4 protein-coding genes and 2 pseudogenes are annotated in these 14,234 nt (G+C 56.0%); 3 read left to right on the top strand and 3 right to left on the bottom strand.

All coding sequences use genetic code 11. The features are described from left to right. Positions 1-5 precede the first annotated feature (5 nt). The gene (locus tag LARV_RS06895) at positions 6-7,091 is read right to left on the bottom strand and encodes an RHS repeat-associated core domain-containing protein (RefSeq protein ID WP_075072943.1); all 7,086 of its coding nucleotides are present in this window, start codon (positions 7,089-7,091) and stop codon (positions 6-8) included. A gap of 1,145 nt (positions 7,092-8,236) precedes the next feature. Beyond that, positions 8,237-8,395 (bottom strand): annotated as a pseudogene (locus tag LARV_RS20155) (transposase); the annotation flags it as partial. 62 nt (positions 8,396-8,457) lie between these two features. On the opposite strand from LARV_RS20155, the pseudogene LARV_RS20790 reads away from it, so the two are divergent. Next, positions 8,458-8,919 (top strand): annotated as a pseudogene (locus tag LARV_RS20790) (uroporphyrinogen decarboxylase family protein); the annotation flags it as partial. After that, positions 8,917-9,672: an ATP-binding protein gene (locus tag LARV_RS20785; RefSeq protein WP_269084971.1), complete on the top strand. Its 756-nt coding sequence runs from the start codon at positions 8,917-8,919 to the stop codon at positions 9,670-9,672. The pseudogene LARV_RS20790 and the gene LARV_RS20785, both read left to right, overlap by 3 nt. A 269-nt stretch (positions 9,673-9,941) precedes the next feature. Here LARV_RS20785 and LARV_RS06880 read toward each other — a convergent pair whose 3' ends face one another. Then, complete coding sequence (locus LARV_RS06880; protein WP_075072941.1) at positions 9,942-10,955, bottom strand: SMI1/KNR4 family protein; 1,014 nt, start codon at positions 10,953-10,955, stop codon at positions 9,942-9,944. Between the two features lie 564 nt (positions 10,956-11,519). Here LARV_RS06880 and LARV_RS06875 point away from each other — a divergent pair. Beyond that, complete coding sequence (locus LARV_RS06875; RefSeq protein ID WP_201785888.1) at positions 11,520-14,153, top strand: LuxR C-terminal-related transcriptional regulator; 2,634 nt, start codon at positions 11,520-11,522, stop codon at positions 14,151-14,153. The last annotated feature ends 81 nt before the right edge of the window (positions 14,154-14,234 follow it).

The raw sequence follows: 14,234 nt of genomic DNA, 5'->3' as shown, positions 1-14,234 counted from the left end.
AACCATTATATGAGATAAGGTAATAACCTACCTAAGAAAAAAATTGGGATTTCATTCGCTATAGGCAGGCATAAAGGGCATGGGCCACTGACATTTGCGATCCCAATAGCTTGAATGACTTCACTCATTGGTAATCCAGTACTAGTAGAATATCGAACTGCAGTTTCATATAAGAAGCGTTCAACATGAACATTTCCCATAGATGTAACAAACTTATCCGGATACCAACTTTCAAGAACTCTTATAACATCTGCAGGAGCACCCCCATTAACTGCTACAATATTTTGCCCCCCAATTCTCGTCGTACCAATTGTGATTCGGCTCATATAAGTTGATGCTTGCCTAGATCCATACTGCCGAGTTAATTCGGCTCGTAATTCTGCCGCAATTTGCCTTGATTCAATAGCAAACCTTCGGCCCGCTTCCTTTGCCTCAAATGCTGCCCTTTCTGTCTCAGCGAACGCATTTAATTTGCGCCGCTCATTATTTGTTTGGATGGTTTCATATTCAACAAAAGCCTGTGATCCCTTTGGATCAATGGTGTTTATTGGATTACTAGAGGCATAATTATAACGGTTGAATTCATTCGGGTTGTTTATATCTAAAAATTCTATGTCTCGGCTCAAGAACCGCCCACCATTCGGTTCATAATACCTGGCCCGCAGGCTATACAATCCGGTCAACGAATCGAACTGCTGGCCGGTGTACAAATAGGCATTGGTGGTCGTTCCGGTCTGAGCGTAAAGTTCCCCAAAGGCCGTGTAGGCATAGGTGTCGGTTACCGCGCCTAAAACGTCGCTCAGCGCGCGGGTGCTGCCCTGACCGTCGTGCAGGTAGTAGCCCGTCGCCCCGCCGCGGGTTTGCGAGAGCAGTTCCGCCCCGCCCAGAACGTAGCTAGCCACCACCGAACCACTGCTATCCGTCTCCAGCACCACGTCTCCGTAAGGCGAGAGCTCATCCCACAGGTAGTTGGTGACCTGTGCTGCCACGCTCTGCCGGACGCGCCGCCCGGCCGCATCGTAGGTATACGCGACAGTGGTTCCATCCGGTAGGGTCACACCGCTCAGGCGATCGGCGGCGTCATAGCTGTACTGCGTGACGTCTGCTCCGTCAGTCACCCGCGCCAGATTGCCGCGGCCATCATATTGGTATTGCGCCGTGCCGGCGCTGAGCAACTGGTCCAGATCGTTGTAGGTGGATTGCGTGGTGGCCGTACCAACCGTCTGCATCAGGCGGTTTCCTACCGCGTCGTAGGCGAAATCTGCCTGGTAGGCGACCGCATTGCTGGCGTCGCGGCGCGTCTCGCTCGCCAGCCGGTAGGCGTCATCGTACGCCCACTGGATCGACGAGCCGTTCGCTTCGGTCAGCGACAGGCGGTTGCCGGCCGGATCAAGCGTGTAGTCGTACGAAGCCAGCGTCGCAGCGCCCAAATGCTGATCGATGCTCGTCAGGCGGTCGAGCGCGTCGTAACCGTAATCGATGGCGACGCCGTTGGGCAGAACGAGCTGCGTGCGCAAACCGGCAGCGTCATAGGTGTAACTGCTGGCGCCCCCGGAAGGGTCCGTAACACCGGCAAGCTGGCCGGCGTCATCATAGCCGTAAAGTGTCGTCCCCGCCGGCGTCGTCATGGAAAGGCGGTTGCCGGCCGCATCGTAGCTGTAGCTTACTTCTTGCCCACCCGGTTGAATGACACCAATCAGGCGGTCCTGGTTGTCATAGGCGTAATTCGTCGTTCCGCGACCGTCGACGATCGTCTGCTGCAGCCTATCTGCTGTGTAGGTATAGTTCACCCGCTGGCCGTCGAAATAATCGACCTGGGTCAAACGGCCCACTTCATCGTACAGGTAAGTGTTGGTTTGCCCGTCAGCCAGGCGGTGGCCGGTTTGGTTGTCGTTGAGATCGTAGCCAAAGGTTTCGTAGGAGGAGTCCGGCCAGATCTTTTCGACCTGCCGGCCGAGTTCGTCGTAGCCGAATGCCGTGACATGCCCGTTGGCATCCGTAATGGTCAGCAAATTCCCGGCTGCATCATAGCCATAAGCAGTCAGGTGACCCATCGGGTCGGCCACCGACAGCAATTCGCCCGCGTCATCGTAAGTGTACAGGGTGGTCTTGCCGCCCTGGTCGGTGCGCGACAATTTCTGCCCGTTGCCGTCGTACGTTAGCGCAGTGGTAGTGCCATCCGCATAGGTGGTAATCGTTTGCCGGTTGCGGACGTCATAAGCATAGAGCGTGGTGTGGTTCTGGGCGTCTGTGGTCGCGGTGCGCCGCCCGGCGGCGTCGTAGGCATAAGAAGTTGTATGATTCAGGGCGTCGGTAATCGCCAGCAAACGGCCTGCATTATCATAGGTGTAGGATGTGGTATTTCCCAGCGGATCGGTCTGGCTGGTCTTGCGCCCCGCCGCATCGTAGCCGAAGCCGGTCGTGCCAGCGTCCGCTGTTCCATCCGCTACGGTCACGCTGGTGAGCTGTCCGGCCAGATCGTACTGGTTGCGGGTCATGTGACCCGCCGCATCGGTGTGGGTCAGGACATTGCCGCGCCAATCATAGGTGGTCGTCTCGAAGCTGCCGTCCGGGTAATCCACCCGGGTTTGATGGTTGGCGGCATCGTAGGTGTATGTCGTACGATTTCCAAGCGGGTCCACCGCCGCGGTTTGATTCCCATTGGCGTCGTATTCGAACTGCGTGACCTTGCCCAACGGCTCGGTGAGAGTCGTGAGATGGCCCAAGGCATCGTACGCCATGGACGTGATCTGACCCTGCGCATCCGTGGCGGAGGTCTGCTGTCCGAGCAGATCGTATGTATAGGCTCTGGTGTGATTGAGTGGATCGGTCTCGCCGATCAGATTGCCGTAAGCATCGTAGCTGTTGCTGGTAAGTTTGCCGTTGCCGTCCGTCCGCGTCAGGACGCTGCCGTGGTCATCCCAGGTGAAGGATGTTATCGTTCCAAGCTCATCGGTGATGCTCGTCGGCATATAGCGGGCATCGTAATGTATCGTTTGCACGTTGCCCAGCGCGTCGGTCTTGGTGACGGGCCCGCCGTACTGGTTGTAGGTCGTGGAATAGGTTTGGTTCAGCGCGTTTTTGACCGAGGTCTGGTTGCCGTTGGCATCATAGGTATACGATGTGGTGTGCCCGAGCGGGTCGGTCTGCGTGAGCAGGTTTTGGTTTGCGTCGTATGTGTAGCTGGTCGTATGGCCGAGGGGATCCGTCTGGCGCAGCAGTTTCCCGTTGGCGTCGTACACAGAAACGACCGTCCCGCCGTCGGGATTGGTCACAATGGTGGTGCGGGTGCTCGCATCGTAGGTATAGTGGAAGACATTTCCCAGCGCATCGCTCTCACTTTCAAGCCGGCCGTCCGGATAATAGGTGTCGACGATGAGCGGATTGCCGCGGGGATCGTCTGCGCCCAGGAAGTAATGGTCCGTGCCGTAGTGATACACTAGCGAGGTGGCCACTCCAGGGGCGGTGACGGCAGCCAGGTTGCCCTGATCGTCGTACCCGTATGCATAGGCATTGCCTTCCGGGTCGATGATTTGGGTGATGCGGCCTTCGCCATCGCGAATGAACTGCACGCTGAGGTCGCCGACGCTGCTGCTGATCCCGTCCGCCGAGAAGGTCAATACGTTGCCGTTCATATCGGTGATCGAATGCAGGCTGCCGTCAGCTCCCAGGTCATATTGGCGGCCATACGGATCGGTATAAGTATATCCGGTGGGCTCATACAGGTTTCCGGGGAAGCAGAAGGTACTGCCACCCGAAACGGTCAGCAAACCGCATCCTTCCGCGGTCAGGCTGCCGTAAACGCCGGCTTCAGGGAGATATCGCGGCACCAACAGGAAGCCAAACCACGAACTGGGCGGATACGGCTTGAAGTAAAAGGTCACGCGTTTTCCGCCCGGCAAGGTGAGGGTAACGTCGTTGGCCTGGTTCACTTCCAACTTGGGGCTGCCGATGGCTAACGACCAGCCGTAGCCGAAATCGCCCGAGGTCTCTTTTTCCAGGCTGTCATAGGTGCGCCCAATCGTAATCGGCATCCCGGCCAATGGAACGGTAAAATCGGTGATGGTAAAACGCACCCGACCCGGTTTGTAATTCCCGGCGACTGTGACCAGGATTCCGCTGTTGACCTGGACGCCATCGGTGCGCGTCCCTTGCAGGCGAATGATATAGGATCCGTTGGCTAACTGGGTGGTATCGAGGGTGGCCAACGTCCCCGACCCGCTCAGATTGGCGGCCAGGGTTTGCGCTGCTTCCGGATGGTCGGCGGGCCAGTAATCGAGGGTGCCGCTCGTGAGCGTGATACCGCTGGTTAATTGGATGGGTACGAGCCCTGTCAACGTAGCCTGGTTGGCCGGGCTGCCGATCCAACCCGGCACGGATAGCGGCGCATCGGCCGGCGGCGGGGTGGGCGTCGTCGCGGCCGTCCAAACCACGTTAACCTCGGCCGAATAGGCGGTGATGCTTCCCTGCGCCCAGGCCAGCGCCTGAACCACGTCCGTGCCAGGGTAGTAGCCGCTATAAGCGAAAGTCGCATTGCCAGCCGCGTCGGTAACCGCCGTCAGTTCCTGGGTATTCGTGCCGCGGATGCGCAGCATGACAGTCATATCCGGCAGCGGCAGGCCGGAAGCGTCCAATGCTGTAACGGTAAAGTCTTGCTGCTCGCCTGCCGGATGGCTTTGTCTTGAGTTCGGGGTGATCACCAGCGATGCGGTGGGCGTGACGCCGTAACCGGTTTCATGCACGGCCAGGGTGAGGGCAAGCTGCCCTCCGCAGCATTCGGTATAGTCGATTTCGAAGGGGTAAACGCCCGGGGCCGGGAAGTTGACGGTCACGCTATTGCGGGTTGGAGAGGATGGTTGGTTATAGGACCCCATGACGGCGTAATTTTCGAATGGCGTTTTCCCGGAAGCAGGTACGTTGGACCATGGCCCACTGACGCGTGTCGCGCCGTTGCCGATGCCAAACATAAATCCATCATCCGAATAAAAATCGTAGATCACCGTGCCGGCCTCGGCGATGGTGAACTCGCCGGTAAAGACCGCGGCAAAATTATAGAGCGAGCCGACGCCGGCCTGATAGCCATTTCCCTGCGCCGGGATGGTTCCTGCGTAGGTACCGGTGAGATTCATGGTGACGTTGGTAAACGGCCGGGACCACTCGTTGGCGCCGGAGGTATTGCCGGGGACAGTCCCGGAAGGTGGGTTAAAGTTGATCGAGGGAAATGCCTGGCCGAAGACCGGGGTTGCAGCGGGTGAGGTTTTGAAAACACCCGAATTATCCGCCGTGAAGAATCGTCCCCAGATGGTGGACGTGGTGACGGTTTCCACCGGTGTGATCCAATGGACAGTGGCAATATTCGAAACGACCGTTCCGGCTTCGGTGGCAGCAGAGGCATTGATCTTATCGAAACCATTGGTCAAACCGGTATAGGTAAGGACGGCTGTCCCATCCGGGCCCGTTTCCTGGGTTAATGTGGCGGCGTTTGGACCGCTAATTACAAAAGTAACCGGTACACCCGCGACCGGATTTTGCTGACCGTCGCGCAGGGTGGCGGTGATGGTTTGTTGCGCCCCGGTGATGTTTGGACCGGCGATTTCCGGGCTCAGTTGCAGCACCATACCCGAAACCGGCAGCACGACAACGCTGGTAAATGGATCGCTCAATGCGCCGTAGGTATTGCCATTGGCATCTTCCCAGTGCAGCGTCGCCACATCGGTAAGGTCGCCCAAAGGTTGCGTCAAGGGGATCTGGTGAGTGGCTTGCAAAACAACCGAATCGCCCGCCGCCAATTCAACCGGAATATCCGGAATCGAACCGGCGGTTTGGTCGGGCAGAAGATCCACGATCGAAAAATCTCCGGCAGACGCCGCGCCAAGGTTGGTCAGGGTTAAAGCATAGACAGCCGGCTGGCCCCGTTCGATGGACTCGGGCCCACTTTTCTGAACGGTGACGATGGGCAGGCGAAGGAGCGTGCTCGCCTGGCTCGGATCGGACGGGATGGATTGCCCTCCGACCTCGGCTGCCGTGGTTAATGTCGCCGATAACGATGACCTATTCGCGGCGCTCAAAAGTGCGAGATAATCCGCCTCCCCTTCATCCTCAGCCCTTGGTCCCAGTGGCTGAACGGTGAAGGGGGTTTTATTTACGACGGAAGCGCCAATTTCAATCGCCGCCAGAGCAGGGATCACATCCGCATTCAGAGTGACGATCTGGCCATCCGGCAGGGCAAGGTGAGCGTTAACCGAATTGAGAATCCCATTCTGCGATTGAAGCGCCTGGGTGAATTCCACCGGCGCGGTGAAGGGTTGGTTATTTTCAGCGCTGCCCGGAGTACCTTCGAAATGAACCGTATTTCGAATATGCGCAACATTGGCTGAATCCAGCAGCCCCTTGAGTTGATCCTGCTGCAGTGATACTGTGGCGGAATACTCCCATTGCGCGGTACTCCCGGAAGCCAACATCGTTCCGGTGATCCCATCTCCTCCAGTGGGATAGGTCACTCCGGCGGCAGGTTGGCCCACCGCCGAGAAGGTTAACCCCGTTTGGAGGGACGCCGGGGATATGGGAATGTAATCACCGAGAGTTGCTTCAAAACCGGCCAGATTTTCCCAGACGGTTTCGTCCGTTACCTGATAATCCACCAGGTCATACAGGTAAGCGATCGTCGCGGAGGCGTCGCTGCGATTGGTAGCCGTTAAGGTACCGCTAAGCACAAAATCTGTGGTTTTGTTTTGGATGGTGCTGGTATAGGTCAGTAGATCGCCTGGAATTGCATTATCTTTGTCAACGGTTACATTTGCCGACAGCTTTGACGATAATAAAGAATTGTCTACTGTTTTATTGATTCTGAGAACCGCACCCTGGCAGGTATAGCCGAGGAAAAGAGCCGTAATTCGATTTTCCTCCGGAATCCGGTTGTCCAGGATTCGAATACGGGCATAGGAGGCTACATGATATGCGCTGGAACTTCCTTCATTGCGAACCGCATCCCAGACAGGGACGGCGATGTCGACCGTTTTCAACGCGTCCAGCGCTTCGCGAACCGGGTGACCATTCGATACCCCCGGCATTCCCCCGACCCAATCACCCATGGAGATCTCGGTGTCCTGAGGATCATCAGGGTTGATGTATGTTGCACTATCCCCAGGTGGGGTCAGACTGGTGGCAAGTGTTTGCTCACTCGGGCTTCCAGCCCAACTCAGCCAACCGAAGTTCCCGGGCTGCGTTCCGTTAAGAATATCCGGGATGGTATCCCCGATTTCAACACCGGTTAAAGAGTCAGCCGACAGAGCGATCGGGTACAGCTCGCAACCTTCGGGCTCGACCCCCTCAGCCGCTGCCTGTACACTTCGCACGGAGGGAAACCCTGGGACTGAAAGGTTGAAGATCAGGGCGAAAAGTAGAATGACAGAACAAATCTTATATACAAATCTCAGGGTTGTTTTCATTTCGTTTTCCTCCCAACCATTTTTCCAAGTTTGAAAAGACTGCGTAAATTGGGACGAAACAATAAATTAACAACAAATAATTCATCTATCCCCCTGGAGTAATCAATCGATGCAACTGTAATCTATTGGAAAATAATTAATGGTCGTGGATGTGTGTTAATAATTTAAGGATTCCCCACTAACGGTATTCGTACAAGTAAAAATTATTATTGTTATTGTATAAGGTAATCATTATTAGTCAAGTTAAATTAAGACAAGAATATTGTCGGTCCCAAAATTGATGGGTGACTTGCGTAATCCAATCAATGGGGATGGATTGACAGTTCTTCGTTCTTGTCACCGTCATAAATGGTAGTAAGTCAATGAGGCGGTATCTACGAAACTCCTTGGTAACCATTGTGATTTCTAAAATGCTTGGAAATGTTCACCCTGTTGAAGAATAGATTAACAACAGATCCGCATAATCGCATACCGCCATCTGTATTGCGACTTACCGGATTCTCGAATATCATCCTCCTTCCGGATACGCGAAACCCAAACAAAAAAGCCCATCGTTGGATGGGCTTCGTGTGACTCACCAGGGACTTGAACCCTGAACCCACTGATTAAGAGTTCAAAGAGACTATGCACATACAGTATATATGCCGTTCATAGTGATTTCACACAGCACATATGGTGTTAATTTACTACATTAAGAGCGTAAATTTCATGGCAATTTTTGCGGTTACTGTCAGGTTGCTGTCAAAATGAAAGGACATGGCCAAAGGGAATGTTTCTGCCGCTCTTCAATTTGGCGCATTGAACATGGCTCGAATATCTGCCGCCACCTCTGCCTTCATAGATTGTTTAGGCACATAGGCTCCGGCATTCTGCTGCAAATGGGACTGGCATCTTTGCCACGGTATACTGCCGAGAACAGCTCTTCTGGCTGCCCCCAGACCTTCATGCACAAGTCGCTCCCCCCACGGGGAGCGTCGATTGAAACCCCGTAGGCCGCCGCGCGACGACCGCCGAAGAAATTCGCGCGCTTCCCATTCCGCGCCCCGGCGACCGGCGCACCGGCGTGCACCTCGAAGCCGCCGCCCGCCTGGTGCGGCTGGCCAACGGCTCGCCCGTGTTGGGCGAACTGATAGGGCCTTTCTCGCTGGCCGGGCGCATCTTCGGGGTCAGCGAAAGCCTGGAATTATCCGCCGCCGAACCCGAATTGCTGGAGGAGTTGCTCAAAAAAACGACCGGGTTCGAGTTGGAATATGCGCGCGCCTTCAAGCAGCAGGGCGTTCACGGCGTCATCCTGGCCGAGCCGGCGGCCGGGCTGCCTGTGGAGTCGCTGGGCACGGCCCCCTATCTTCCGGCGGTCACCGAGCCGCTCGAAATACCCGCGCGCCAGATCGGCCTGTCCATTGCGCCGAATGCGAATGGCTATTTCCCGCCCAACATCGCCGGTTTCGTCGGCGCGGACCACGTCGCCATGCTGCTTGCAGCGCGTGAGGTGACCTCCTCTTCCACAGTCCTGGCCATCGACATTGGCACCAACACCGAGGTCAGCCTGTTTCACGCCGGCCAGCATTACTGCTGCTCGTGCGCTTCCGGGCCGGCTTTTGAAGGCGCGCACATCCACCAGGGCATGCGGGCCGCGCCGGGCGCCATCGAGCGCGTGCGCCTGGAAAGCGATCGGGTTTGGGTTCAAACGGTCGGAAATGCGCCGGCCGTTGGAATTTGCGGTTCGGGCGTCCTGGATGCGGTGGCCGAACTGCGCCGCCAGGAGCGCATCGATTCCAGGGGCGTCTTTACCTCGAGTTCAGAAAAGGCGCGGCGGGCATTCATCCTGGTGCCGGCCGGCCAAAGCGGCAACCGCGCCGATATCGTGCTGACGCGCAAGGATATCAACGAGATTCAGCTTGCCAAAGGCGCCATCCGCTCGGGAATCGATATCCTGCTCGAAACCGCCGGCATCCCCGCCGACCGCGTCGACCAGATCATCATCGCCGGCGCTTTTGGCACTTATCTCAACCTGGAAAGTGCGCTCCGCATCGGCATGTTCCCGGCCCTACCCTTGCAGCGGTTTACCCAGGTCGGAAATGCGGCCGGCGCGGGCGCCTGTTTGTTGCTCGCATCCGCCAGCGCCCGCCAATCCGCCCGGGAAATCGCCTCGAAGGCGCACTATGTGGAATTAACCACCTACGCGGGCTACGTGGACCATTTCAGCCGGGCGTTGAGTTTGTAGGCAGCCGCGTCCCCCACCTGGTGAGAGTCAAATAAAAGAATCTTGCTTCCTTCGGTAAATGAGACAATGGATGAAGCAAATCTAAACGCTTTCGACCCGCGCCGGGTTATTTTTGCGAGCCATCCAATTCAGCCTGCATGAGTTCCCAGAACGAGCAATGCCGCAGGGCGCCGGTCGGCCAACCGTTGCTGATCTTCAGGAATTCACGATAGGATTATTGAAGAAGGATCCCTTCATTTCGTAACAATTTTTGTCAATCACTGTGAGAATCAGAGCATTTTATGTTCCTTGAGGAACCACTGTACAATTCCCATCGCCTGGCGAGAGCCTTCGACCGCTGAATACAGGCGCATCTGCTCCACCATATCCATTTGACCCTCTTGTTTCGCGGCCCGGTTGCTCTGCTGCCAGCGATTTTCCAACTCAGCGGTCAGAGCTTCCAATGCAGGCTGAACCTCCTCTAGATCGTGAGCCTGCTCCTGGATCTGGCGCACCCGGAGCTCGCCATACTGTAATCCCTCGATAATTCCCCTAACATACTGCACATACGGCGCATCAATCCAAGATGCACCGCTGGCGACCTGGGACTGCTTTGCAATCTCCTTCTGGAACTCCGCAAGTAAAGACGGCAAGCTGGCTTTCATACCGCCAGACAATCTCACGGATCTGACGTGCTCTTTTTCTTCTTCTACCCAATCCTTGACTTTCTGGTATTCGGCCTGCATCAACTCACCAAAAGAGCTGTAGCGTTTGGCTCCCGGCAGCCATGCGGCGAAGAACCAGGCTTCCCATTCGCCACCCCGATCGATTAACCGTGGATTGAGCAAGTAGAACGATTCATCAGCGCCTATGCCAATCACCAGGCTAGCCTGCAAGTCTTCTGAGCGTACCAAACTGGGATCCTGGGTTTCGCCGTAGACCCGATACTCTTTCTCCGGCACCGGCTCAGGCTCACCTTGCATCTGGAATCCCGTGAGCCAGCCCTGCAGCACATCTGGGAAGCGGACGGCGAACCAATCGGTCTCCTGGATGGGGAAGAGCCGGCTTGTGGCATCCGTTCCGGTAAACCATCCATCGCTTACCTGCAAGAAAGCGCGATAGGAAGGGGGCAGTTGGATTCCCAAACGCGCCTCCGCCTGAGAAATCTGTTCATCAGGCGCGCCAGGCTGCCCGAGAAAGCCGGTGCTGTTCACCTCATTGGGTAACCCTTGGGTGAGCCCGGGAGATTTATTGACAATATGGTTCCATCTATTTAGAAATGCTCGCCAGTCGATTTTCGGCATACGACCTCCACAAGGAATAAGCCAGGGAATATCCTTCGGATTCTATTGGCCAGGTCTTCGGTAATCTGAGTAGTTCTGAGGTCCGTCGGGTTCCGCTCTGGTTGCACCCCCCCTCTTAAAATCGCGTTGATAATCTTCCAGGGCAAGCGTGAAGGAATGGTCGCTGTCGGTTGTGTATTCCCAGAATTTCATGTGAAGCTCATCCCACGAGATATTCTTTGATTATTATATTGCGGAAAACATTGTCCGTTTTCTGCCTGGCCAAGTCGTCTTCACCTCATCGGCTCGAGTAGGCTCCTTTATTCAAAATGGTAGCGACCTGTCCTGCCTGTTCTACGCGGATGGAATTGTGAACAGAAAAACGCTCTTCAGTCAGGATATCGTTGAGGTTATTGTTGATTTGTGTATATAGGCCCTATTACCCGAGTCCACGGATAAATTGGCGCGATGTATAATTTATTAAGAGTGTCCACGCCAATTTTAGCCACGAAGCTGTATATTCCTCCATCCCGGTCTACAATAGTCCTCCGACCGCGCTTGATTGAGCGGCTGAACGAGGGTCTCTTGGGAAGCCGTAAACTTGCCCTCATCTCTGCGCCCGCCGGCTTTGGAAAAACCACGCTGGTCAGCGAATGGATTGATCGTTGTGGGAGGCGGGTTGCCTGGTTGTCGTTGGATGAGGGGGATAACGATCCTGCGCGTTTCCTGTCTTATCTTGTAGCGGCGTTACAGACCATCGTCGCGGGAATTGGCGAGGGGCTGTTGGCTGCACTTCAATCCTCCCAGCTCCCGCCAATCGAATCACTTCTGACAACTCTGCTCAATGAAATCGCTACCATCCAGGATAAATTCCTTCTGATCCTGGATGATTACCATTTGATCGATTCTGAACCAATCGACAATGCCCTCACCTTTATTCTTGAGCACCAGCCGCCGCAGATGCACCTTGTTATTGCCACACGCGAGGATCCACATCTGCCGCTAGCACGACATCGTACCCGGGGTCAGTTGACCGAACTGCGCGCGGCCGATCTGCGCTTTACCTTCGCGGAAACCGCCGAGTTTCTCAACCGGGTAATGGGCTTGCACCTCTCAACAGAAGACATCGTGGCGTTGGAGACCCGCACCGAAGGCTGGATTGCAGGTTTGCAATTGGCTGCCCTCTCGATGCATGACCGTCAAGACGCAGCCAGTTTTATCAAATCCTTCACGGGCAGCCACCGCTTTGTGTTGGATTACCTGGTCGAAGAAGTCTTACTACGGCAGACGGAACACATTCGCCGCTTCTTGTTGCAAACCTCTATTCTCGACCGTTTATGTGGTCCTCTGTGCAATGCCATAACTGACCAGGGAGATGGCAAAGCGATGTTGGAGGCCCTGGAACGTGACAACCTTTTCGTCATTCCACTCGACGACCAGCGCCAGTGGTATCGCTATCACCATCTCTTTGTTGAGGTTTTGCGAGCGTTCCTTGATGAAGCGTATGGCGAACAGGTGCCCACCCTGCACCGAAAGGCGAGCGTTTGGTTCGAGCAGAATGATCTGCCGGGTGAGGCCATTCACCACGCCTTGGCCGCAAAAGATTTCGAACGAGCGGCGGACTTAATCGAAGGGGTTTGGCTGGGGATGGATCTCAGTTACCAATCCGCTGCCTGGCTTGTCTGGGCAAAGGCGCTTCCCGAAGAGGTCATCCGTGCCCGGCCGGTGTTGTGTGTAGGTTTTGCCTGGGCGCTGCTGGCCATTGGTGAAATCGAAGTCAGCGAAAGCCGCCTGCGAAACGCCGAACGCTGGCTGGACTTGCCAGAAAAACCATCCGAGCATTCCTCCGCCGGCATGGTCGTCGTTGACAAAGCTGAGTTTCACGCGTTGCCCGCTTCGATCGCTGCTGCCCGCGCCTATCGCGCCCTGGCATTGGAAGATATACCCGCCACAAAAATGTATGCGATACAGGTGCTGGAACTTGTTCCGGATGATGAAATCATCCATCGCACGCAGGCGACAGCCCTGCTGGGAATGGCTGAATATGCCGAGGGCAATTTGCCTGCCGCGGAGCAGCAATTCCTCAAGTTTCAGGCGCTGATGTGGCAGGCCGATGACACCGCCAATGCCATCAACATCACCTATATCCTGGCAAATATCCTGCAGGTGCAGGGCCGCCTGCGGGAGGCGGTCAGCGCTTACCAGCAGGCACTACAGCTTGCGGCGAAGCGAGGCACGCCGGTTTTTCTGGGTGCGTCGGATTTATACCGCGGCCTGAGCGAGTTGCTGTGCGAGCAGGGCGATCTCGAAGGCGCGATGCAGCACTTGCGAACGGCCCAGCAGCTGGGAGAACGAGGCGCGCTGACCGGCTGGCCACACCGTCTATGCGTTGCTCAGGCGCACATTAAAGAAGCCCAGGGCGATCTGGCCGGCGCTCTCGCGTTATTGGACGATGCGGAACGTCAGTACGTCAGAAATCCGTTGCCGGATCGATCCATTGGGGCGTTGAAGACGCGGACCTGGCTCCGGCAGGGCCGGGTAACCGAGGCAATGGAATGGGCGCGTGAACAGAGCCTTTCTCCTGACGATGCGCTCAGTTATCTGCGTGAGTTTGAGCATCTCACACTGGTCCGCCTGCTCATCGCCCGATTCGTGGCCGAACATTCAGCAGGGGATCTTCACGCGGCATTGGGACTGCTGGTACGTCTATTGCAAGCTGCGGAAGAAGGCGGGCGGATGGGCAGCGTGATCGAGATCAAGATTCTGCAATCGCTGGCGCATCAAGCTCAAGGGGACCAGCCATGCGCACTGGCCGTGCTGGAACGAGCCTTGACCCTGGCTGAACCGGAAGGCTATGTGCGCGTGTTTGTGGATGAAGGCGAGACGATGCGAAGGTTGCTCGAAAAGCTGTCGCACATTCATGATCATCCACTGATCGGCTATGTGAACAGACTCCTGGCGGCTTTTCGGCAAACTGAGGCCGCTACCCAAAAACCTGCGCTCATAAATTTGAAACCCGAAGTAGTCGAGCCATTAAGTGAACGCGAACTGGAAGTGCTCCGATTGCTGCGCAGCGAATTGAGCGGGCCAGAGATTGCCCGTCTGCTGGTGGTATCGCTCAACACCTTGCGCACACATACCAAAAACATCTTCGCCAAACTGGGGGTCAACAACCGCCGGTCAGCCGTACACCGCGCCGAGGAGCTCGGTTTGTTCTAGCTTTCCTGGAGGTACCCATTGCAGCCCCGGCAGGATTTCGATGCGACCTGCGGGGCTTTTTCATTGCTGCCAATCACCACA

This window comes from Longilinea arvoryzae, assembly GCF_001050235.1.
Taxonomy (GTDB): domain Bacteria; phylum Chloroflexota; class Anaerolineae; order Anaerolineales; family Anaerolineaceae; genus Longilinea; species Longilinea arvoryzae.
The sequence above is the reverse complement of the archived record's forward strand: the minus strand, read 5'-3'. Positions and strand labels throughout refer to the sequence as shown.